At 68.5% G+C, this 21964-nt stretch carries 17 protein-coding genes; 12 read left to right on the forward strand and 5 right to left on the reverse strand.

Annotated features, from left to right (window positions below; all coding sequences use genetic code 11):
• Positions 1 to 7 precede the first annotated feature (7 nt).
• From FOB47_RS21155 to FOB47_RS21165, 3 genes are read left to right on the forward strand one after another with little or no spacing between them, the layout of a single operon-like run.
• On the forward strand, positions 8 to 3166 hold the full coding sequence (locus FOB47_RS21155; RefSeq protein ID WP_174782041.1) for an MdtB/MuxB family multidrug efflux RND transporter permease subunit: 3159 nt from the start codon (positions 8 to 10) through the stop codon (positions 3164 to 3166).
• The gene (locus FOB47_RS21160; protein WP_174782042.1) at positions 3163 to 6504 is read left to right on the forward strand and encodes an efflux RND transporter permease subunit; all 3342 of its coding nucleotides are present in this window, start codon (positions 3163 to 3165) and stop codon (positions 6502 to 6504) included. The genes FOB47_RS21155 and FOB47_RS21160 overlap by 4 nt, the downstream gene beginning before the upstream one ends.
• A 2-nt stretch (positions 6505 to 6506) precedes the next feature.
• Positions 6507 to 7973, forward strand: coding sequence for an efflux transporter outer membrane subunit (locus tag FOB47_RS21165; protein ID WP_174782043.1), 1467 nt, complete (start codon positions 6507 to 6509; stop codon positions 7971 to 7973).
• A gap of 36 nt (positions 7974 to 8009) precedes the next feature.
• Here FOB47_RS21165 and FOB47_RS21170 read toward each other — a convergent pair whose 3' ends face one another.
• The gene (locus FOB47_RS21170; RefSeq protein WP_053822335.1) at positions 8010 to 8924 is read right to left on the reverse strand and encodes a LysR family transcriptional regulator; all 915 of its coding nucleotides are present in this window, start codon (positions 8922 to 8924) and stop codon (positions 8010 to 8012) included.
• A gap of 149 nt (positions 8925 to 9073) precedes the next feature.
• Here FOB47_RS21170 and FOB47_RS21175 point away from each other — a divergent pair, with 149 nt between their 5' ends.
• Positions 9074 to 9526 carry a PACE efflux transporter gene (locus FOB47_RS21175; RefSeq protein ID WP_174782044.1) on the forward strand — a complete coding sequence of 151 codons (453 nt, stop codon included), beginning with the start codon at positions 9074 to 9076 and terminating at the stop codon, positions 9524 to 9526.
• Positions 9527 to 9656: 130 nt separating this feature from the next.
• On the opposite strand, the gene FOB47_RS21180 is transcribed toward FOB47_RS21175, so the two are convergent.
• Entirely contained in the window at positions 9657 to 9869 is a 213-nt protein-coding gene (locus FOB47_RS21180) for a glycine zipper 2TM domain-containing protein (protein WP_006579879.1), read from the reverse strand.
• Between the two features lie 192 nt (positions 9870 to 10061).
• Between FOB47_RS21180 and FOB47_RS21185 the strand changes: the two genes are divergently transcribed.
• From FOB47_RS21185 to dacB, 8 genes are all read left to right on the forward strand, one after another.
• On the forward strand, positions 10062 to 10793 hold the full coding sequence (locus tag FOB47_RS21185) for a hypothetical protein (protein ID WP_174782045.1): 732 nt from the start codon (positions 10062 to 10064) through the stop codon (positions 10791 to 10793).
• 144 nt (positions 10794 to 10937) lie between these two features.
• Positions 10938 to 12200, forward strand: coding sequence for a flavin-dependent oxidoreductase (locus FOB47_RS21190; protein WP_053822338.1), 1263 nt, complete (start codon positions 10938 to 10940; stop codon positions 12198 to 12200).
• Positions 12201 to 12234: 34 nt separating this feature from the next.
• A complete protein-coding gene (locus tag FOB47_RS21195) occupies positions 12235 to 13395 on the forward strand; it encodes an ABC transporter substrate-binding protein (protein WP_151022283.1) in 1161 nt (386 codons plus the stop codon).
• On the forward strand, positions 13392 to 13901 hold the full coding sequence (locus FOB47_RS21200; protein ID WP_174782046.1) for a DUF3237 domain-containing protein: 510 nt from the start codon (positions 13392 to 13394) through the stop codon (positions 13899 to 13901). Before FOB47_RS21195 ends, FOB47_RS21200 begins: the two co-directional genes overlap by 4 nt.
• Positions 13902 to 13936: 35 nt before the next feature.
• Positions 13937 to 14476: a MarR family winged helix-turn-helix transcriptional regulator gene (locus FOB47_RS21205; RefSeq protein ID WP_174782047.1), complete on the forward strand. Its 540-nt coding sequence runs from the start codon at positions 13937 to 13939 to the stop codon at positions 14474 to 14476.
• A 366-nt stretch (positions 14477 to 14842) separates the two neighbouring features.
• Positions 14843 to 16279 (forward strand): hypothetical protein, encoded by a 1437-nt coding sequence (locus FOB47_RS21210; protein WP_174782048.1) that lies wholly within the window; start codon positions 14843 to 14845, stop codon positions 16277 to 16279.
• An 88-nt stretch (positions 16280 to 16367) separates the two neighbouring features.
• Complete coding sequence (locus FOB47_RS21215; protein ID WP_174782049.1) at positions 16368 to 17312, forward strand: hypothetical protein; 945 nt, start codon at positions 16368 to 16370, stop codon at positions 17310 to 17312.
• Positions 17313 to 17411: 99 nt separating this feature from the next.
• Positions 17412 to 19022, forward strand: coding sequence for a D-alanyl-D-alanine carboxypeptidase/D-alanyl-D-alanine endopeptidase (dacB, locus tag FOB47_RS21220; RefSeq protein ID WP_174782050.1), 1611 nt, complete (start codon positions 17412 to 17414; stop codon positions 19020 to 19022).
• 12 nt (positions 19023 to 19034) lie between these two features.
• Here dacB and FOB47_RS21225 read toward each other — a convergent pair whose 3' ends face one another.
• From FOB47_RS21225 to purE, 3 genes are all read right to left on the reverse strand, one after another.
• Positions 19035 to 20012, reverse strand: coding sequence for an L-threonylcarbamoyladenylate synthase (locus FOB47_RS21225; RefSeq protein WP_053823178.1), 978 nt, complete (start codon positions 20010 to 20012; stop codon positions 19035 to 19037).
• 61 nt (positions 20013 to 20073) lie between these two features.
• Complete coding sequence (locus FOB47_RS21230) at positions 20074 to 21318, reverse strand: 5-(carboxyamino)imidazole ribonucleotide synthase (RefSeq protein ID WP_174782051.1); 1245 nt, start codon at positions 21316 to 21318, stop codon at positions 20074 to 20076.
• A 108-nt stretch (positions 21319 to 21426) separates the two neighbouring features.
• Positions 21427 to 21924, reverse strand: a complete 498-nt coding sequence (gene purE, locus FOB47_RS21235; protein WP_151022272.1) for a 5-(carboxyamino)imidazole ribonucleotide mutase — start codon at positions 21922 to 21924, stop codon at positions 21427 to 21429.
• Positions 21925 to 21964: the final 40 nt, after the last annotated feature.

Raw genomic sequence — 21964 nt, forward strand, 5'->3', positions numbered from 1 at the left:
ACGCTGCATGAACCCGTCACGCCTATTCATCGAGCGGCCGGTCGCCACCGCGCTGCTGATGCTCGCGATCCTGCTGTCCGGGCTGGTCGCCTACCGGATGCTGCCGTTGTCGGCGCTGCCCGAGGTCGACTACCCGACCATCCAGGTCACCACGCTGTATCCGGGCGCCAGCCCCGACGTGATGACCTCGGCGGTGACCGCACCGCTGGAGCGCCAGTTTGGCCAGATGCCCGGGCTCAAGCAGATGTCGTCGTCCTCGTCCGGCGGCGCGTCGGTGATCACGCTGCAGTTCGATCTGACGCTGCCGCTCGACGTCGCCGAGCAGGAGGTGCAGGCCGCCATCAACGCCGGCAGCAACCTGCTGCCGGGCGACCTGCCGATGCCGCCGGTCTACAGCAAGGTCAACCCCGCCGACGCGCCGATCCTGACGCTGGCGATGACCTCGGACACGCTGCCGCTGCCCAAGCTGCAGGACCTGGTCGATACGCGCGTGGCGCAGAAGATCTCGCAGATCCAGGGCGTGGGTCTGGTCACCATCAGCGGCGGCCAGCGCCCCGCCGTGCGCATCCAGGCCAATCCGGCCGCGCTGGCCGCGCTCGGCATGTCGATCGACGACCTGCGCACCGCGATCGGCGCGGCCAACGTCAACGGCGCCAAAGGCAGCTTCGACGGCCCGGCGCGCGCCTCGACCATCGACGCCAACGACCAGCTGCGCTCGGCCGACGAATACCGCCAGATCATCATCGGCTACCAGAACGGCGCGCCGATCCGCATCACCGACGTGGCCACCATCGTCGACGGCCCGGAAAACTCGCGGCTGGCCGCGTGGGCCAACGGCAAGCCGGCCATCGTCGTCAACATCCAGCGCCAGCCCGGCGCCAACGTGATCGCCGTGGTCGACCGCATCAAGACGATGCTGCCGCAGCTGCAGGCCTCGCTGCCGGCCTCGGTCAAGGCCGAGGTGCTGACCGACCGCACCACCACGATCCGCGCCTCGGTGCACGACGTCGAGATCGAACTGCTGCTGGCGATCGCGCTGGTGGTGATGGTGATCTTCCTGTTCCTGCGCAACGTGCCGGCGACGGTGATTCCCGGCGTGGCGGTGCCGCTGTCGCTGGTCGGCACGTTCGGCGTGATGTACCTGGCCGGCTTCTCGATCAACAACCTGACGCTGATGGCGCTGACCATCGCGACCGGCTTCGTCGTCGACGACGCCATCGTGATGATCGAAAACATCATGCGCTACATCGAGAAGGGCGAATCGCCGATGGCGGCCGCGCTCAAGGGCTCGAAGCAGATCGGCTTCACCATCATCTCGCTGACGTTCTCGCTGGTGGCGGTGCTGATCCCGCTGCTGTTCATGGGCGATGTGGTCGGCCGGCTGTTCCGCGAGTTCGCGGTCACGCTGGCGGTGTCGATCCTGATCTCGGCGGTGGTCTCGCTGACGCTGACGCCGATGATGTGCGCCCGGATGCTGCGCCACGTGCCCGAGGACCAGCTGCCGCGCTTTCACCGCGCCACCGGCGCCTTCTTCGACCGCGTGATCGAGCGCTACGGCCGCGCCCTGCACTGGGTGCTGGGCCGGCAGCGCGCGACGCTGCTGGTCGCGATCGGCACGCTGGCGCTGACCGTGGTGCTGTACCTGGCGATTCCGAAGGGCTTCTTCCCGGTGCAGGACACCGGCGTGATCCAGGGCGTCACCGAAGCCTCGCAGAGCATCTCGTTCCAGGCGATGTCGCAGAAGCAGCGCGCGGTGTCGGAAGTCGTGCTGAAGGATCCGGCGGTGCAGAGCGTGTCCGCCTTCATCGGCGTCGACGGCACCAACACCACGATGAACGCCGGCCGCATGCTGATCAACCTGAAGCCCAAGGGCGAGCGCGACGACATCGCGACGGTCGCCGAGCGGCTGCAGGCCGCGGTGGAAGAGATGGGCGGCGTCTCGCTGTACATGCAGCCGGTGCAGGACCTGACCATCGAGGACCGGGTCTCGCGCACGCAATACCAGTTCACGGTCGAAGACCCCGACCCGCAGACGCTGGCGACCTGGGTGCCGAAGCTGGTCGAGCGGCTGAAGGAGGAACCCGAATTCCGCGACGTCGCCACCGACCAGCAGAACAACGGCCTGCGCGTCTACGTCGACATCGACCGCGACGCGGCGGCCCGCTTCGGCATCACCACCGCGGTGATCGACAGCGCGCTGTACAGCGCCTACGGCCAGCGGCTGGTGTCGACGATCTTCACGCAGTCGAGCCAGTACCGCGTGGTGCTGGAGGCCATGCCGGAATTCCGCGACAACCCGCAGGCGGTGGCCGAGCTGCGGCTGCCCTCCTCGTCCGGCGGACAGGTGCCGCTGGGCGCCTTCGCCCGCATCAGCGAGCGCACCGGGCCGCTGGTGATCAACCACCAGGGCCAGTTCCCGGCTGCGACGATCTCGTTCAACCTGGCGCAGGGCGCGTCGCTGGGCCACGCCGTCGACAAGATCAAGCAGGTCGAGCAGGAGATCGGCCTGCCGATCTCGATGCAGACCACGTTCCAGGGCGCGGCGCTGGCGTTCAGCGCGTCGCTGTCGAACACGCTGTGGCTGATTTTGGCCGCGGTGGTCACGATGTACATCGTGCTCGGCGTGCTGTACGAGAGCACGATCCATCCGGTGACGATCCTGTCGACGCTGCCGTCGGCCGGCGTCGGCGCGCTGCTGGCGCTGCTGCTGGCCGGCCATGACCTGGGCATCATCGCGATCATCGGCATCATCCTGCTGATCGGCATCGTCAAGAAGAACGCGATCATGATGATCGACTTCGCGCTCGAGGCCGAGCGCGAACGCGGCATGGCGCCGCGCGACGCGATCTTCGAGGCCTGCCTGCTGCGCTTCCGGCCGATCCTGATGACGACGATGGCGGCGCTGCTGGCCGCGCTGCCGATGATGCTGGGCACCGGCATCGGTTCGGAGCTGCGCCGGCCGCTGGGCATCACGATGGTCGGCGGGCTGCTGGTCAGCCAGGTGCTGACGCTGTTCACCACGCCGGTGATCTACCTGGCGTTCGACCGGGTCGCCGGCCGGCTCAAGGGCTGGCGGCGCCGCCGCTTCGGCGATCCGGACGCCGATCGGGACGCGGACTTCGGCCCCGGCGGCACGCCGGGTACCGAGCCGCCGAGGGCGCCATGAACCTGTCGGCCATCTTCATCCACCGGCCGGTCGCGACCGCGCTGCTGACGCTGGGCATCCTGCTGGCGGGGCTGGCCGCGCTGCGGATGCTGCCGGTGTCGCCGCTGCCGCAGGTCGACTATCCGACCATCTCGGTGTCGGCGTCGCTCCCGGGCGCGAGCCCGGAGACCATGGCCGCCACCGTGGCGACGCCGCTGGAGCGCGCGCTCGGCTCGATCGCCGGCGTCAACGAGATCACCTCGAGCAGCTCGCTGGGCTCCACGCGGATCGTGCTGCAGTTCGACCTGTCGCGCGACATCGACGGCGCCGCGCGCGACGTGCAGGCGGCGATCAACGCCTCGCGCGCGACGCTGCCGAGCAGCCTGCCGGGCAATCCGACCTACCGCAAGGTCAATCCGTCGGACGCGCCGATCATGATCATCGCGCTGACCTCGCCGACGATGACGCGCGGCCAGCTGTACGACGCCGCCTCGACCATCCTCGCGCAGAAGCTGTCGCAGATCGAGGGCGTCGGCCAGGTGACGATCGGCGGCGCCTCGCTGCCGGCGGTGCGGGTGTCGCTCAATCCCACCGCGCTGAACAAGTACGGCATCGCGCTGTCCGACGTGCGCAACGCGATCAGCGCGACCAATGCGAACCGGACGCTGGGCGTGGTCGAGAACGACAGCAAGGCCTGGCAGATCTATGCCAACGACCAGGCGATGAAGGCGGAAGACTACATGCCGCTGATCATCCGCTATGCGACGCCGGGCAGCTATTCGACCACCACCGCCGGCGCGCTGATCGCCAGCACGTCGAGCGCGACCTCGGGCGGCACGGTGCGCACCACCACCGTCAACGGCGTGACCACGACCACGGTGACCGCGGGCGGCACGACGACCACCACGGTCAACAACGCGGCCGGCAGCAATGCGGCAACCAGAGGCCCCAATTCCTTCGCGGTGCCGGTGCGGCTGTCCGATGTCGCCACCGTGACCGATTCGGTGCAGGACGTGCGCAACGCCGGCTCGGCCAACGGCGAGCCCTCGGTGCTGCTGGTGCTGAACCGCTCGCCCGGCGCCAACATCATCGAGACCGTCGATCGCGTCAACGAGATGCTGCCGACGCTGCGCCAGATGATCCCGGCCGCGATCTCGATGGACGTGATGATGGACCGCACGCCGACCATCCGCGCGTCGCTGCGCGAGGTCGAGCACACGCTGATCATCTCGGTCGCGCTGGTGATCATGGTGGTGTTCCTGTTCCTGCGCAACGTGCGCGCCACGCTGATCCCCAGCGTCGCGGTGCCGGTGTCGCTGATCGGCACCTTCACCGTGATGTACCTGGCCGGCTTCTCGCTGAACAACCTGTCGCTGATGGCGCTGACGATCGCCACCGGCTTCGTCGTCGACGATGCGATCGTCGTGCTGGAGAACATCTCGCGCCATCTGGAGGCCGGCATGCGGCCGGTGCAGGCGGCGCTGCGCGGCGCGCGCGAGGTGGGCTTTACCGTGATCTCGATGAGCCTGTCGCTGATCGCGGTGTTCATTCCGCTGCTGCTGATGGGCGGCATCATCGGCCGGCTGTTCCAGGAGTTCGCGATCACGCTGTCGGTGGCGATCCTGGTGTCGCTGGTGGTCTCGCTGACGACCACGCCGATGATGTGCGCGCGGCTGCTGCGCGAGCCGCGGCACCAGCGCCCGCCCGGCCGCTGGTATCGCGCCAGCGAGCGCGTGTTCGGCTGGATCAACGCGCGCTATGCGCGCTCGCTGTCGGTCGCGCTGCGGCACAGCCGGCTGGTCTGGCTGATCCTGCTGGTGACGATCGGCCTGAACGTCTGGCTCTACGTGATCGTGCCGAAGGGCTTTTTCCCGCAGCAGGACACCGGCCGGCTGATCGGCTTCATCCGCGCGGACCAGGCCACCTCGTTCCAGGCGATGCGCCAGAAGCTCGACAGCTTCATCCGCATCGTGCAGTCCGACCCCGCGGTGGTCAACGTGACCGGCTTTACCGGCGGCTCGCAGCGCAATACCGGGCAGATGTTCGTCACGCTCAAGCCGCTGTCGGAGCGCACCGAGACCGCCAACGAGGTGATCGCGCGGCTGCGCGGCAAGCTGGCCAAGGAGCCCGGCGCGAGCCTGTTCCTGGTGCCGGTGCAGGACATCCGCATCGGCGGCCGGCAGAGCAGTTCGCAATACCAGTTCACGCTGCGCTCGGACGACCTCGAGGTGCTGCGCGCGTGGGAGCCCAAGGTCCGCAATGCGCTGTCGAACCTGAAGGAGCTCGAGGACATCGACACCGACACCAACGACAAGGGCCTGCAGACCTCGGTGATCGTCGATCGCGATACCGCGTCGCGGCTCGGCGTCACGATGCAGCAGGTCGATTCGCTGTTGAACGACGCCTTCGGCCAGCGGCTGGTGTCGACGATCTACCATCCGCTGAACCAGTATCGCGTGGTGATGGAGCTGAGCCAGGAGTACCTGCAGGGGCCGAACGCGCTGAAGGACATCTATGTGGTCACCGGCGCCGGCAATCGGGTGCCGCTGTCCGCGTTCGCGCGCGTGGTGCCGACCAATACGCCGCTCGGGGTCAACCACCAGGGCCAGTTCGCCGCGTCGACGATCTCGTTCAACCTGGCCGAGGGCGTGTCGCTGTCGCAGGCCACCGAGCGCATCCAGCATGAAATGGCGCGGATCGGCGCGCCCGAATCGCTGCAGGCCAATTTCGCCGGCACCGCCAGCGCCTTCCAGGAGTCGCTGCGCAGCCAGCCGATCCTGATCCTGGCGGCGCTGATCACGATCTACATCGTGCTGGGCGTGCTGTACGAAAGCTATGTGCACCCGCTGACGATCCTGTCGACGCTGCCGTCGGCCGGCGTCGGCGCGCTGCTGGCACTGCTGGCCTCGGGCACCGAGTTCAGCGTGATCGCGCTGATCGGCGTGATCCTGCTGATCGGCATCGTCAAGAAGAACGCGATCATGATGATCGACTTCGCGATCGATGCCGAACGGCGCGAAGGGCTGACGCCGCGCGAGGCGATCTATCAGGCCTGCCTGCTGCGCTTCCGCCCGATCATGATGACGACGATGGCGGCGCTGCTCGGCGCGGTGCCGCTGGCGCTCGGCCGCGGCGACGGCGCGGAGCTGCGCGCGCCGCTCGGCATCTCGATCGTCGGCGGCCTGCTGGTCAGCCAGCTGCTGACCCTGTACACCACGCCGGTGGTCTACCTGACGCTGGACCGCTGGCGCCTGAAGTGGCAGGCGTGGCGCAACCGCCGGCAGGCCCACCGCAACAGCCGTGGCAACGGCGGCGGCGGCGCGCCGTCCGCGCCCACGCCTGCCGGACTCGATTCGTGACGATGACCCAGAAAGCGATGACCCGCCCCTCCTCCCTGCCCCGCTGCGTCGTGATGGCCTGCGCGCTGCTGCTTGGCGCCTGCGCGGTCGGTCCCGACTACCAGCGGCCCGAAGCGCCGGTAACGCCCGCCTTCAAGGAAGCGCCGGCCGAATGGGGCCAATGGAAGCCCGCCGAGCCGGCCGACGCGAGCCAGCGCGGCGACTGGTGGACCGTGTTCGGCGATCCGCAGCTCGACGCGCTGATGGCGCGCGTGAAGATCTCCAACCAGACCATCGCCGCCGCCGAGGCCCAGTACCGGCAAGCCACCGCGATCCTGCGCGCGGCACGCGCCGGCTACTTCCCGGTGGTCGGCGCCCAGGCCAGCGTGGACCGCTCGCGCAGCGGCAACGGCAACATCAGCAGCGGACAGACCGCGACGCTGTCGGCCAGCTGGGAGCTGGACCTGTGGGGCCGGGTGCGGCGCCAGGTCGAAAGCAGCGAAGCGAGCGCACAGGCGAGCGAGGCGGACCTTGCCTCGACGCTGCTGTCGACGCAGGCCACGCTGGCGCAGACCTATTTCCTGCTGCGCGTCGCCGATGCGCAGCAGGCGCTGCTGCAGCGGACCGTCGCCGATTACGAAAAATCGCTGCAGCTGGTGCGCAACCAGTACCAGGCCGGCATCGCGCAACGCTCGGACGTGCTGCAGTCCGAGACGCAGCTCAAGAGCGCGCAGGCACAGCTGATCGACATCCAGATCGAACGCGCGCAGTACGAGCATGCGATCGCGGTGCTGACCGGGCAGCCGCCGGCCGCGTTCTCGCTGGCACCGATCGACTTTGCCGAGACGGTGCCGCGCGTGCCGGTGGCCGTGCCGTCGCAGCTGCTGGAGCGCCGCCCCGACATCAGCGCGGCGGAGCGCCGCGTCGCCGCCGCCAACGCGCAGATCGGCGTGGCGCAGGCCGCGTATTACCCGACGCTGAGCCTGTCGGCCGCGGGCGGCTTCACGTCGAGCTCGCTCGAGCGCTGGCTGTCGCTGCCGAACCGGATCTGGTCGATCGGGCCGGAACTGGCGCTGACGCTGTTCGACGGCGGCGCGCGCAGCGCGGCCAAGGAACAGGCCATCGCGGTCTACGACCAGACCGTGGCCAACTATCGGCAGACGGTGCTGACGGCCTTCCAGGAGGTCGAAGACAACCTGGCCGCGGCGCGCCTGCTCGAGCAGGAAGCGGTGGTACAGAACGAGGCGCTGCGCTCGGCGCGCGAGGCGCTGTCGCTGGTCAACAACCGCTATCGCGCAGGCACCGCGGGCCTGCTCGACGTGCTGACGGCGCAGACCGCGGCCTATACCGCCGAGCGCACCGCGCTGTCGATCGCCGGCCGGCAGCTCAGTGCCAGCGTGGTGTTGATCAAGGCGCTGGGCGGGGGATGGCAGGGCCCCGGGACGGCGGTGGCGACGGGATCCGAGGCAGGAGCTGCGGTGTCGCGCTAGGCGCCGCGGCGGTGATCTGCCGCCGCCCTCGCCGAATCAACCGCTGCTGCGCCGCCGCGGCGCCGGCTGCGGCAGCGGCTGGTGGCTGACCCGCTCCTGCAGCCAGGCGCCCGCCTTGCCGAGCGGGCGCTGCTTGTGCCAGACCAGCTCCATCGCCACCGGCCAGTCCTGGTCGTCGAAGTCCAGCTCCGGTGAAACCAGCTGCGCGGCGGCCGGCGAGTTGGCGGCGACGTGCCACGGCACGAAGGCCCAGCCCAGTTCGCGCTTGACCAGCTCGACGATGACCCAGTGGCTCTCGACCCACCAGACCTCGGCCGCCACGCGCAGGCGCATCTTTTCTTCGCTGTCGCTGCGCACCGCCACCATCAGCTGCCGATGGCGCTTGAGCTCTTCCCAGCCGACCCGCTGCTGCGCCGCCAGCGGGTGATCGGGCGCGCAGATGATCTGCATCGGCACCCAGCCCAGCCCGCGGAAGGCCAGCGCGGGCGGCAACACCTCCTGCCGCCACATCAGGCCGAGGTCGGCGCCGCCCTCCAGCACCAGCCGGCTGACGTCCTCCATCACCGGAAACAGCAGCTCGAGCTCGACCGCGGGAAACCGGTGGGAAAACTCCTCCAGCAGCACGCCCAGCGTCTCTTCGGGATACAGCTCGTCGACGGCCAGCACCAGCCGGCTTTCGACGCCCTCGCCCAGGCTCTTGGCGACGCCGCGGAAATGCTCGCAGCGCTCCAGGATCACGCGAGCCTCGACCAGCAGGCGCTCGCCCGCCGGCGTCAGCGTGGGATAGCGTCCGCCGCGGTCGAACAGCGCATTGTCCAGATCGATCTCGAGATTGGAGACGGCGGTGCTGACCACCGACTGGGCCTTGCCGAGGCGGCGCGCCGCGGCGGAGAACGAGCCGGTCTCGGCCGCGGCGACGAAGGCTTGCAGTTGTTCGAGGGACAGGCTCATGGGAGTACTGGCGCTGGGCGCATGCGATCGGGGTCAGGGCCCCATGGTGCCACACTCCGGCGATCCATCGGAATATCCGATACTTCCCAACTTGTATCTACTTGCCCTTCCGATAGACTGAGCGCCATTGTCATCGATGGAGCGACACAATGCGCGGTACGCTGGACCGGATCCGTCACACCGTTGGCTTCGAACTGATCGGCCTGCTGATCTTCGCGCCGCTGGGCAGCTGGGTGTTCGGCTACGCCCTGTACCAGATGGGCGTGATCGCCGCGGTCGCCTCGCTGATCGCCGCGGTCTGGAACTACGTCTACAACCTGATGTTCGACAAGACCATGGTCCGGCTGACCGGCTCGGTGCGCAAGTCGCCGGCGGTGCGCGTCGGCCATGCGCTGCTGTTCGAGCTGGGCCTGCTGATCGTGTTCCTGCCGTCGGTGGCGTGGTACCTGAAGATCAGCCTGCTCGATGCGCTGCTGATGGACCTGGCGGTGGCCGGCTTCTACGTGGTCTATACCTTCGTCTACAACTGGGCCTACGACATCGTGTTTCCGGTGCCGGGCCGCTCGGTCGCCGCCGAGGCGTCTGGAAGCGAGCCGGCCTGACCGGGCCCGGCCAAAACAGGCGGCATGAACGGCGACGCCCCGGCCATCGGCCGGGGCGTCCTGCTTTGGTGCCGCCAATCCGCGCGCTGCGGTGGCGCGGTTTTCGGCGCCTTTGCGCGATCCCTGCTTCCTACTTCTTCTTGTCGTCGGTCAGCACGTTGCCGACCACACCGCCCAGCGCGGCGCCGCCCAGCGTGGCGCCCGGTCCGCCGATCAAGGTCGCGCCCGCGACCCCGCCCACGCCCGCGCCGATGGCGGTGTTGCGCTGCTTGGCGGTCATGTCGGCGCAGCCCGCGGTGGCGAGCAGCGTGGCCAGCGCGAACGACAGGGTAAGGGTACGCATCGAAAGCTCCTTGTACGGGCGAGAGGTAGTCCGATTGTGCAGGCGATCGCGCACGGCCGGCAGACGGCGACCACCTATGCCGGTGTCAGATAAATCCGACATCGGTGGGCGCACCATGCTCGTCGGCACGCATCTTCGCGACACCTTGTCATTGGTGCGCGTTAGACTTCGGGCGCCATTGCGAGCCAACCCATGCTGCCGATTTCCGCCCGCCTCTCCTGCCTGCGCCGCGCCTTCGCGGCAACGCTGCTGCTCTGTCTGACCCCGTACGCATGGGCGGCGCGGCCGCTCGTCACCGACGATGCGCGCATCGTCGACCCGCAATCGTGCCAGCTCGAATCGTGGCTGCGCTTCAATCGCGACGGGACCGAACGGTGGGCGCTGCCGGGCTGCAACTTCACCGGCAACTTCGAATGGACGTTCGGCGGTTCGGTGCAGCGATACGGCGACGGACCAGGCAACGCGATCACCGATCTGCAATTGCAGGGCAAGACGGTGCTCAAGCCGGTCGAGACCAACGGCTACGGCGTCGCGCTGACGGTCGGCATGACGGAATACCCGAAGGCGGAGCGGCGCAGGACGCCGGGCGGGCTCTACCTGAATCTGCCGCTGACGGTGTCGATGCGCGACGATCGCCTGCTGCTGCATGCGAACGTCGGCGCCACGCACGACCGCGCCGAACGGCAGACCCGCATGACCTGGGGCGTGGCCGGCGAGGCGGCGATCAGCCAGCGCTGGGCCATGATCGCCGAGAGCTTCGGCGAGAGCGGGGACCGCCCATGGATCCAGCTCGGCGCACGGGTGTGGATCGTGCCGCAACGCGTGCAGGTCGACATGACCTGGGGCACCCAGCTGAACCAGCCGCGCGAGACGCGCTTCGTGTCGGTCGGGTTGCGGCTGCTGTCGCCGAGCTGGGGGAAATAAGCCCGCAGGCACTCGTGCCGACCCGCGCTTGCGCAGTCCGGCGATTTAGTTATACTCCATAACAATTCGTCGAACGAACGTCGAACGGACGTCAAGACAAGGAGCGGACCGCCCATCGCGCGCAGGTCCGCCACAGGAGACACCATGCGCATCGCCATCGCAGGCGGCGGCATCGGCGGGCTGACGCTCGCGCTGCTGTGCCATCGCCACGGCATCGACGCCGAAGTCTGGGAAGCCAGCGAATCCCTGAAGCCGCTCGGCGTCGGCATCAACCTGCTGCCCCATGCGGTCCGCGAACTCGCCGAACTCGGCCTGCAGCCGGCGCTCGCGCAGATCGCGATCGAAACGAGTTCGCTGTCCTACTACAACAAGTTCGGCCAACGGATCTGGCATGAGCCGCGCGGGCTTGCCGCCGGCTATCCCTATCCGCAGTTCTCGGTCCACCGCGGCGAGCTGCAGATGCTGCTGTATCGGACCGCGGTCGAGCGGCTGGGCGCCGATCGCGTCCATACCGGCCACGCCTTCGAGGCGGTGCACGACACCGGCGCGCGGCCCGGGTCGCCGGTGCAATTCACGCTGCGGCGGCGCGCGGACGGCGCGCAGGTGCCGGCCAGCGCCGATGTGCTGGTCGGCGCCGACGGCATCCATTCGGCGGTCCGGCGGCAGTTCTATCCCAGCGGCGACGACCCGCGTTTTTCGCGGCGGATGCTGTGGCGCGCGGTCACCGAGGCGCCGCCTTATCTGGACGGCCGCTCGATGTTCATGGCCGGCCATCAGGACCAGAAGTTCGTCGCCTATCCGATCTCCGAGCCGCTGCGCCGGCAGGGCCGCTCGCTGATCAACTGGATCGCCGAGCTGCGCGTGCCGGACGACGCGTCGGACACGCCGCCGCGCAGCGACTGGAACCGGCAGGTCGACAAGTCGGTGTTCCGCGAGGCCTTCGCCGGCTGGCGCTGGGACTGGATCGACATTCCGTCGCTGATCGACGGCGCCGCGGCGATCTACGAATTCCCGATGGTCGACAAGGATCCGCTGCCGCGCTGGACCTTCGATCGCGTCACGCTGCTCGGCGACGCCGCGCACCCGATGTACCCGATCGGCTCGAACGGCAGCGCACAGGCGATCGTCGATGCCCGCCATCTGGTCGACTGCCTGCTCGGCACGCCCGATACCGGCTACGCGCTGCGCGAATACGAGGCGGAACGGCTGCCGCGCACCGCCGGCATCGTGCTGCGCAACCGGCTCAACGGCCCCGAGCAGGTCATGCAGCTGGCCGAGTTGCGCGCGCCGCAGGGCTTCACCGATATCGAGCAGGTGATTCCACACGCCGAGCTGGAGGCGATCGCATTGCGCTACAAGCAGCTGGCCGGATTCGACCGGCAGTCCGTGCAGGGCGGCACACGCTGACCGCCCGCACCATCACAAGAAAGGGAGACAAGCCATGACACTTCGCCGCACCGCGCTCGCGCGCCTGGCCTCGGCACTGGCATTGACGCTGACCGCCGCCTCGATGTCCGGCGCCGCGCTGGCCGACGTCACCGTCGGCGTCAGCATCTCGTCGACCGGGCCCTCGGCCTCGCTCGGCATTCCGCAGAAGCAGTCGCTGGGACTGCTGCCACAGCAGATCGCCGGCGAAACGATCCGATATGTCGTGCTCGACGACGGCTCCGATCCGACCCAGGCCACCAAGGTGGCGCGCCGCTTCGTCAGCGAGGACAAGGTCGACATCATCCTCGGCTCGTCGGCGGTGGCGCCGTCGATCGCGATCGCCGAAGTCGCCGACGAGAGCAAGACCGTGCAGCTGGCGTTCTCGCCGATCGAGCTCAAGCCCGGCCGCGGCGAATGGACCTACCGGCTGGCCCAGCCGATCAAGCTGATGGCCGAAGCCGTCGCGGCAACCGCCAAGGCCAACGGCGTCAAGACCATCGGCTTCATCGGCTTTGCCGACGCCTATGGCGAGACCTGGCTGAAGGAATTCACCACGGCCGCGGCCGCCAACGGCATCCGCATCGTCGCCACCGAACGCTACGCGCGCTCGGACACCGCGGTCACCGCGCAAACGCTGAAGCTGATCTCGGCGCGCCCCGATGCGATGCTGATCGCCGGCGCCGGCACCGGGGCCGCGCTGCCCCACACGACGCTGCGCGAGCGCGGCTATCGCGGGCCGATCTACCACACGCACGGCGCGGCCACCAAGGACCTGATCCGCATCGGCGGCAAGGCGGTCGACGGCGCCATCCTGCCGGCCGGTCCGGTGATCGTGCCCGAGCAACTGGCCGCCGACAGCGCACCGAAGAAGCCGGGCCTGGACTATGTCAGCCGCTACGAGAAGCAATATGGCGCGGAAAGCCGCACGCAGTTCGGCGCGCATCCCTACGATGCGGGGCTGGTGCTGCAACGGATCGTGCCGGTCGCGCTCAAGCGCGCCAGGCCAGGCACGCCGGAATTCCGCGCGGCGTTGAAGGCGGCGCTCGAGAGCGAGCGCGAGATCGTGGTCTCGCATGGCGTGCTCAATTACACCAGCCAGGACCACTTCGGTTTCGACCAGCGCGGCCGCGTGATGCTGACCATCGACAACGGCAACTGGAAGCTGCTGAAATGACGGCCGAATCGACGTTGCCTGGCCTGCCCGGCTTGCCGACGCCGAAGCTCGAGCACGTCGCCGACTTCAGCTTCCGGCTCGATCCGGCGATCGAAGTCGGCGCCAGCGCGGTCGGGCAGCGGCGCGTGATTCCGATTCTCGATGGCGTCGTCGACGGCCCGCTGCTGCGCGGCCGCGTGCTGCCCGGCGGCGCCGACTTCCAGCTGGTGCGTCCGGACCTGGGCGACGGCGTCACGGTCGCGGAGATCGAGGCGCGCTACGTGCTGCAGACCGACGACGGCGCCCGGATCTACATCGTGAACGCGGGCCTGCGCAGCGGTTCCGCCGATGTGCTGGCGCGCCTGTCCGCCGGCGAGACGGTCGATCCCTCGCTGGTCTACTTCCGCACCGCGCCCCGCTTCGAGACGCAGGCACCGGCCTACCGCTGGCTGATGCAACACACCTTTGTCGCGACCGGCGCGCGTTTCCCGGACCGCGTGCAGATGCGATACTTCCGCGTCGCCTGAACGGATGGCGGCCTGCGCGCCGCCATCCCCTGCCCATGTCCGCTTCGTCACGCTCCTCACCCTCGTCCCCATCTTCCCGCTCCCCGCGCAAGACCCGCGATACGCTCGCGCCCGACCCCGCCACCGAAGCCGGAGGCTTCGACCCGCATCTGCCGGACGTCGACTATGGGGTGCTGGACAACCTGATCGGCTACGCGATCCGCCGTGCGCAGATCCGGCTCTACGAGGACTTCGTGCGATCGCTGGCGCCGTGGAACATCACGCCGCCACGCTTTTCTGCGCTGGTCCTGATCTCGCGCAACCCGGACCTGAAGCTGACCGACCTGGCCAGGATCATGGGCATTGCACGTTCGGGAGCCGTGCTGCTGGTCGATGCGCTGGAAGAGATGAAGCTGGTGGCGCGACGGCCGGCGGAAAACGATCGCCGCGCGTTCAGCCTGGTGTTGACGGCGGCCGGCCGCCGCACGCTGGAGGCCGCGACCGAGGCCGTTTGCGAACATGACGCGAAGATGGCGCGCGCGCTGTCGGCGCAGGAACAGCAGACGTTGAGAGCGCTGCTGGCGCAGCTCGCCTGAGCGTAGCAAATCCTTTAGCGGCCGCCATGATTTGAATAGCGTCGCCGCAGTGCGGTGGGTACGCTTCGCTGTCCTGAAGCTCCAGCCAACGTGGCCGTCCGTCGTTGGCCTTCTCCACCCCACCACCGCGCCGACATGCTCCGCATCTTTGCCCCGTCTCGCCCTGCCGCAGATCCTGCGGCACATCCTGCCGCAGCCCCTGCCGTACATCCCGCCGCTTCCCTTGAGGCCGGTCTTCCGAACCACACCGAAGTCCAACCCCAGCCGCCGCAAGACATCCGACCGGCCGGCGTCACCGTGGTGGCCGCCCATCGCGCGGAACCAGCGCCATCCGCCGATGCCGTCCGCAACCAGCCGGCGCCCCGCGTGGTCGATCTGCTCGATTCCGCCTGGCAGAAGCTGACCAACGCGGTGCATTCGCTGGCGGATACCAGCCGCAAGGACGAGATCCTGAGCACCGCGACGCGATGCGGCAAGAAGATCGCGAAGGCGCAGTCGGCCGCCGCGCGCATCGAAGCCTGGGATCTGCAGCAAGGGCACGACGTACGCATCTCCCCTCAGGAGTTGTTGCGGCTGCGTGCCGATATCAAGCAGTGTGCGCAGTCGGTCGGCGAAGCGCTGGCCGATCTCGATCAGCTGGCCACGAGCGTTCGGGATTATCCGGACAACGAAGCCCCTGGCACCAGGGCAATCGTGTTGATCGGGATCGCCGGCATCGTCAGCGCGCTGGCGATGCTGGTCGTCACGGTCGCCTGCCCTCCCCTGGGCCTCGCACTGCTCGGAGCGCTCGCTGCCGGCGGCGCCGCAGGTGGCGGTTATCTGATCCACAAGCTCTGTCAGGCCGCCTCCGCTCACGAGGGCTTCGAACGAGCGAACGGCGACGTGTCCGGCGCCCTCCGGCAATCGCTGGAGCAGGCCAGGGCCCTGGAGGCCCGGTTCAACGACGAATTGGCGCCTGCGTTGATGCGGAATGCGACCCTCCGAACCACGAAGGATCTGCAGGAATTTCTCGAGCGGCAGATGTCGCTGAATCGGTTTGCAGGCGACGTCACGCAGCAAAGGGCGGAATGGCAGCGCGATATCACCACTCAGCTGCACGCCGACCTTCCGAGGGATCAGTCGGAACTGGTGTATCCGTGCGAGATAGCCAACGAGCGCTTGATTCCGCCGGGCTTCCGTGACGGGCTGGCCGCGCTTCCCGCGGAGCAGCAGCAGAGGGAGATCGACAAGCGTCTCCCTGGGGCCATCGACATCGCGATCAACAAGATCCGCGCTGCCGCGGATGGCAACGACGACACGTTCAATGCGCTGCTATATCTGATCACGCAGCGCCCTCGCAATGCGGTGGAGAACGCGGCGATGACTGTGCTGGCCAGGGCCATCGGACTTTCCGAAGCGTTCAGCACTGCCGCGGGGCAAAAGATCAACCTCGTGCAGATTGCATGCGACGAAAGCGGAAGGGCCATCGGCGGCACGATCACCTACAAGCTGTACCAGCCGGCGCCCGAACTCGGCCTCAACGCCTTGTACATCATGCCGCTGGGGGCCGGCGAAATCATGTTGGCGCCGGAAGACGCCGGTCTTCAGGCCGTCGCGACCTTCGCGTTGGAAGGCCGGAACATCAAGGTCACGTCGCTTACGTTCAACGCAACGCTCTCCATCCTTGCAGCGTGCGCCGAAATGTTCGCGCCCGAAGTCGACCGGTTGGCGCAGTCGGGCAATCCACAGGATTTTGTGTTTGACGAGAAGCCGGCCGGCAGCAACGTTCCGGTACCCGGCGATCCGCCCGCGGGCCGCGGCTGAGCAGCGACGAGGGCACCGAACGGCAGCCCGGATCGGGTCCACGGCGATATCGGGGCAATCCTTGATTCCAACCTGGGAGGAACTGCATATGTCATTGGTACCGACGGGATCCACGCACACGGCCATGCCGCCCCCCGGATATCTGGGCGCCCTGCCGACGGAACTGAAGCTCGCGGTCATCGATGCCGATCCGGGCGCCGCGCTTGCGTTGATGGATACCACGCATGAATTCGAGATGCTGGTTTGCGACGGGCCACTGCGCCCGCTCTTCCAGTACTTCGAGCGTTCGCCGGACCGCCTGCGGTCCTTCCTGCAGGCAGGTATCCGCTCGGGAAAGACAGCCGGCCAGTTGGTGGGCCTGGCGAAGGTATTCGACCAGGTGACGAGCGCCCCAATCGATGGCATCCGCAATGCCGCGCGATATCTGGTGGAGTTGGGAATGGTGACGCCACGGATCTACAACGCCATGTGTCCTTCCTTCGTCCATCTGCTGTGCGAAAAGGACACGCTGACGTTCTCGTTTTCGCGCCGCTTTCCGTTGCTCAGCGAAGGCGAGCTGGCCGAACATCGGAACATGCTGCGGCCGTACGCCGACGAGCACGCGTTCAACCATGTTTCCGAACTCGATATCGTCCTGCTTCGCATCGCGCCCGCGCTCGGTGAACGTGGACTGCTCGGACTGGCTTTTGATCAGTTGTGCGATCGGGACTGCTTCGGCCGCTTTCTGATCCTCGATGGATTCGCCGATCGCGAAGCGGCCTACCATTGCTCAAGAGCCGACTCCGCGGCTCTTGCGCAAATGATGAAGCGGTTCTATGGCGCGATGGACCTGCGAATCATCGATTTCAACCGCAACGCGCGGGATGGCGCCCTCTACCGGACCGCCTTCGGCAGCCCGGGACGTCCTTCCGCCAGCTGTCAGTCAACAGCGTCGGCGTCATCGGCCCGCGTCCGTGTTCGTCCTGCGGCAAAGTGGGGTCACACGCGGGACGACCAGCGAATCTGGCTGTTTCAGCTGTTTCGCCAGCTCTGACGGCCAACGACAGGAAGCCGGGACCTGACAGCGTTTCCTCGCGACGATGAGCAGCCGAAGCTGGCATCGGGTCGCATCGTTGCAGACGACTACGGTACCATGCTGCCCATGCCTGCTCGCCCCCTTCTCGCCCGCAGCATGGTGCCATTGCTGGCGTTTGCGCTGGCATTCGGTCCCGCTGCCAATTCCGAAGCCGCCCCCAAGCGGTCCAAGCCAAAAGCCGCCGCCGCGAAGGCATCGCGGCAATCGCCATCGACAAAGGCAGTGCCCTCCCATGCCCGGCTGCTGTCCCTGTCACAGGATCAAACGGGCCTGCCGGCGTCGGTGCTGCTCGGCTTGCGGCAGGCGGGCGTACCGCTTTCCGCGGCCAGCTTCTACATCGTCCGGCAAGGCGCCCCGGCCGCGACCGTCAGCTGGAACGCCCAGACCCCGATGAACCCGGCTTCGACGATGAAGCTGATCACGACCTTCGCCGGCCTGCAGCTGCTGGGGCCCAGCTACCGCTGGCAGACCTCGCTCTATGCGGACCGCGAGCCGGGGGCCGACGGCGTCGTCGGCAACGTCTATCTGCGCGGTCAGGGCGACCCCAAGCTGGTGCCGGAGGAGATGGCCAAGCTGGTGGCCGAAGCGCGGCGCGCCGGCGTGACGACCATCGCCGGCGACGTGGTGCTCGATCGCAGCTACTTCGACAATGGGCTGGACAACGGCGGCACCATCGACGGCGAGACCCATCGCGCCTACAACGTGGCGCCCGACGCGCTGCTCTATTCGTTCAAGACGCTGTCGTTCACGCTGACCCCGGATGCCGCCACGCAAACGGTCGGGGTCTCCGTGATGCCGCCGCTGGCGCAGCTGCGGCTGGACAACCGGCTGGCGCTGACCAACGGCCGCTGCGGCGACTGGCGCGCCGGCGCGACGCCCACGCTGTCCCCGCAGACGGACGGTACCGTGGTGGCCTCGTTCGACGGCAGCTATTCGGCCGATTGCGGCGAGCAGGTACTGAACTTCGCCGCGCTCAGTCACGACGACTTCATCGGCGGCGGCTTTGTCGCGCAATGGCTGGCGGCCGGCGGCACCTTCGCGAAGCCACCGGCGATCCGGCGCGGCAGCGTGCCGCGGCCCGCCTTCCGGCTGACGCGCCACCATGGCCTGCCGCTGGCCGACATCGTCCGCGACATCAACAAGTATTCGAACAACGTGATGGCGCGCCAGCTGTTCCTGACCATCGGCGCGGAGATCGATCGCCGCGGCCCCGCGAACACCCGGCGTTCGGCGGCGGTGATCCGCCGCTGGCTGTCGCATCAGGGGCTGGAGATGCCGGGCCTGATGCTGGACAACGGCTCGGGCTTGTCGCGGCAGGAGCGCATCAGCGCCTACGATCTGGCCCGCCTGCTGCAACAGGCACTGGCCAGCGAGGCGGCGCCGATCTTCGTCGACTCGCTGCCGGTCCTTGGCGTCGACGGCACGTTGCGGAACCGGCTGACGCGCAGCAGCGCCGCCGGCCATGGCTATCTGAAGACGGGTACGTTGGCGGATGTGCGCGCCATCGCCGGCTATGTCGATGCAGCCGATGGCAAGCGCTACGTGGTGGTCAGCCTGATCAACCACCCGAACGCCGCGCAGGCGCAGCAGGCGCATGACGCCCTGCTCGAATGGGTCTATCGCGGCGCGCCGGTGTCGGCCGCCGCAGCCGCAGCGGCTGCAGAATAGCGGCCCGGGCGTTCAGTCCTGGAACGCCGCGGCGGCGCGCTGCAGCCGGTCCCGCACGCCAGCCCACTCATGCCCCTCGGGCAGCGGCTCGACGTACAGCCGTGCGTAGCCTTCCTTGTCGAGCCGGCGCAGCAGCCGGTAGAGTTCCCGGGCATACGATCTGGCGTCCGCCGGGGCCTGCACCCAGACACAACGGGGATCGTCCGCCGGCGCGGCGGAGACCCAGGCCACGCGCGCATCGGCCGGCAGCGTCGCGAGATCGCGCGCCAGTGCGCGCGCATCGGCCAGATACAGCGGCGTGCGGGGCGCGTAGTGCGCCTTCAGTGTGCCGGAGGCCCGCGGTGCCGCGGCATCCGGCGGCAGCGGCGCGACGCCCAGCACATCGGCCATCATCGCCGGCGTGATCGCGCCCGGCCGCAGCAGCACCGGGCCGACGCCCTGGTCCAGCCGCGACAGGTCGACGATCGTCGATTCGATGCCGACCTCGACGCCATCGCCCTCGAGCACATAGACGCTGTCGCCGAATTCCTCGCGCACATGCTGCGCGGTGGTCGGGCTGACCTGCCCGAACTTGTTGGCCGAAGGGGCGGCGATGCCGCCGCGGCCGCGCTTGAAGCGCGACAGCAGCGCCTGCGCGACCGGATGCGACGGACAGCGCAGGCCGATGCTGTCCTGGCCGCCGGCCACGTCGGCCGGGATATGCGACGCACGCTTCAGAATCAGCGTCAGCGGTCCCGGCCAGAAGGCGTCGATCAGGCGCTGCGCGGCCTCGGGCACGTCGTCGGTCCAATGGCCGATGTCGGCGCCGTCGACCACATGGACGATGATCGGATGGTTGGACGGCCGTCCCTTGGCCGCGAAGATCCGCGCCACCGCCTCGGGGTTCTCGGCATCGGCGCCGAGGCCGTAGACGGTTTCGGTCGGAAACGCGACCAGCTGCCCGGCCTCTAGCAGGCGCGCGGCCTCGTCGAGTTCGGCGGCGGTCGGCATCCGGGAAGGATGGGAAGCGGCGGCCATCGTCATCACGCTGTGCGGAAAGACTGTGCGGACATCAGGGCGCGATATGCAGCAACTGCAGCGCCGCGTCGAAGGCGCGCTGCGCGTCTTCGGCGCGCTCGCCGACGCAGTTGACGTGACCCATCTTGCGTCCGGGCCGCGCATCGCTCTTGCCGTACAGATGCAGCTTGGCACCCGGCTGTCCCACCACGGCATCCCAGGCCGGCTCGCGCTCGAGCCCGTATTCGTACCAGACGTCGCCCAGCAGGTTCAGCATCTTGCCGGCCGAATGCTGGCGCGTGCTGCCCAGCGGCAGCCGGGCCATCGCCCGCACCTGCTGCTCGAACTGACTGGTTTCGCACGCATCCATCGTGATATGGCCGGAGTTGTGCGGGCGCGGCGCCATCTCGTTGGCGACCAGGCTGCCGTCCTTGAGCACGAAGAATTCGATGCACAGCACGCCGACATAGCCCATCTCGCCGGCGATGATCGCGGCGGCGGCACGGGCACGGTCCGCGATCTCGGCCGACACCTGGCGCGACGGCATCACCGTCGAGAACAGGATGCCGTCGCGATGGACGTTCTCGGCCAGCGGCCAGGTCGCGGTCGAGCCATCGGCACCGCGCGCGGCCAGCACCGACACCTCATAGGCCAGCGGGAGCATCTGCTCGAGCACGCACGGCACATGCTGCATCGCGTTCCAGGCGGCACGCACGTCGTCGCGGGTCTTGACGCGGGCCTGGCCCTTGCCGTCGTAGCCCATGCGCGCGGTCTTCAGGATGCCCGGCAGCAGCTGCTCGGGCAGCTGGTCGATATCGGCATCGTGCTGGATCACCCAGTGCGGGGCCGGCGACACGCCGGTGCGCTCGGCGCAGGCGGCGAAGAACTTCTTCTCGCCGATGCGGTTCTGCGCGATCGACACGCAATGGCCGCGCGGCGCAACAAAGGCGCCGAGCTGCTCGAGCCGCTCCAGCGACATCGACGGCACGTTCTCGAATTCGGTGGAGACCGCCTGGCACAGCTTTGCCATCTCGGCCAGCGCCGCCTCGTCGGTATAGGCCGCGCAGATATGCCTGTCGGCAACCGCGCCGGCCGGGCTGTCCTGGTCGGGGTCGAGCACGCAGACCTTGTAGCCCATCGCCTGCGCGGCGTGGGTGAACATCCGGCCCAGCTGGCCGCCGCCGAGCATGCCGAGCCAGGCGCCGGGCAGGATCGGCGCGTTCGGGCCGCCGACGCCGAATTCGGCGCGCGACTCGGGCGTGTGCGCTTCGATCAGATGGGGATGGATATCGGTGGGCATGCTCGTCGGGATTCCAGGGGAACGGTTTGCGGCCGCCGGCGACGGCCGCGGGGGCGAATCAGCAAATCAGTGAAACAGTGAAACAGTGAAGCGAATCGGCGTAGCCGGTCACAGCGGCAACGTCATCGCGCGCGCCGCTTCGGTCTGGCGCGTGCGGAAGGCGTCCAGCGCCGCGGCCAGCGCGTCGTCGGTGGTGGCCAGCGTCGCGATCGCATGCAGCGCGGCATTGGCCGCGCCCGCCTCGCCGATCGCGAAGGTGGCGACCGGCACGCCCTTGGGCATCTGCACGATCGACAGCAGCGAATCCTCGCCGCGCAGGTATTTGGACGGCACCGGCACGCCGAACACCGGCACGATGGTCTTGGCGGCGATCATGCCCGGCAGGTGCGCGGCCCCGCCGGCGCCAGCGATGATCGCGCGCAGTCCACGCGCACGCGCGGTCTCGGCGTAGCGGAACATCTCGTCGGCCATCCGGTGCGCCGATACGACCTGCGCCTCGAACGGAACGCCGAAATCCTTCAGCATCGCCACCGCGTGCTGCATCACGTCCCAGTCCGAGCTGCTGCCCATCACGACGCCGACCAGCGGCTTGTTTGTCTGGCTCACTTCCAATCCTCGCTTGCGTGGCGTGCGCGCGGCCGCCCGG

It is taken from the genome of Cupriavidus gilardii, from assembly GCF_013347325.1.
Taxonomy (GTDB): domain Bacteria; phylum Pseudomonadota; class Gammaproteobacteria; order Burkholderiales; family Burkholderiaceae; genus Cupriavidus; species Cupriavidus gilardii.

Excerpts from the sequence above, each read along its gene's own strand:
- FOB47_RS21155 (WP_174782041.1), top strand. The coding sequence starts at position 8 with ATGAACCCGTCACGCCTATTCATCGAGCGGCCGGTCGCCACCGCGCTG.
- FOB47_RS21160 (WP_174782042.1), top strand. The coding sequence starts at position 3,163 with ATGAACCTGTCGGCCATCTTCATCCACCGGCCGGTCGCGACCGCGCTG.
- FOB47_RS21165 (WP_174782043.1), top strand. The coding sequence starts at position 6,507 with ATGACCCAGAAAGCGATGACCCGCCCCTCCTCCCTGCCCCGCTGCGTC.
- FOB47_RS21170 (WP_053822335.1), bottom strand. The coding sequence starts at position 8,924 with ATGAGCCTGTCCCTCGAACAACTGCAAGCCTTCGTCGCCGCGGCCGAG.
- FOB47_RS21175 (WP_174782044.1), top strand. The coding sequence starts at position 9,074 with ATGCGCGGTACGCTGGACCGGATCCGTCACACCGTTGGCTTCGAACTG.
- FOB47_RS21180 (WP_006579879.1), bottom strand. The coding sequence starts at position 9,869 with ATGCGTACCCTTACCCTGTCGTTCGCGCTGGCCACGCTGCTCGCCACC.
- FOB47_RS21185 (WP_174782045.1), top strand. The coding sequence starts at position 10,062 with ATGCTGCCGATTTCCGCCCGCCTCTCCTGCCTGCGCCGCGCCTTCGCG.
- FOB47_RS21190 (WP_053822338.1), top strand. The coding sequence starts at position 10,938 with ATGCGCATCGCCATCGCAGGCGGCGGCATCGGCGGGCTGACGCTCGCG.
- FOB47_RS21195 (WP_151022283.1), top strand. The coding sequence starts at position 12,235 with ATGACACTTCGCCGCACCGCGCTCGCGCGCCTGGCCTCGGCACTGGCA.
- FOB47_RS21200 (WP_174782046.1), top strand. The coding sequence starts at position 13,392 with ATGACGGCCGAATCGACGTTGCCTGGCCTGCCCGGCTTGCCGACGCCG.
- FOB47_RS21205 (WP_174782047.1), top strand. The coding sequence starts at position 13,937 with ATGTCCGCTTCGTCACGCTCCTCACCCTCGTCCCCATCTTCCCGCTCC.
- FOB47_RS21215 (WP_174782049.1), top strand. The coding sequence starts at position 16,368 with ATGTCATTGGTACCGACGGGATCCACGCACACGGCCATGCCGCCCCCC.
- dacB (WP_174782050.1), top strand. The coding sequence starts at position 17,412 with ATGCTGCCCATGCCTGCTCGCCCCCTTCTCGCCCGCAGCATGGTGCCA.
- FOB47_RS21225 (WP_053823178.1), bottom strand. The coding sequence starts at position 20,012 with ATGCCGACCGCCGCCGAACTCGACGAGGCCGCGCGCCTGCTAGAGGCC.
- FOB47_RS21230 (WP_174782051.1), bottom strand. The coding sequence starts at position 21,318 with ATGCCCACCGATATCCATCCCCATCTGATCGAAGCGCACACGCCCGAG.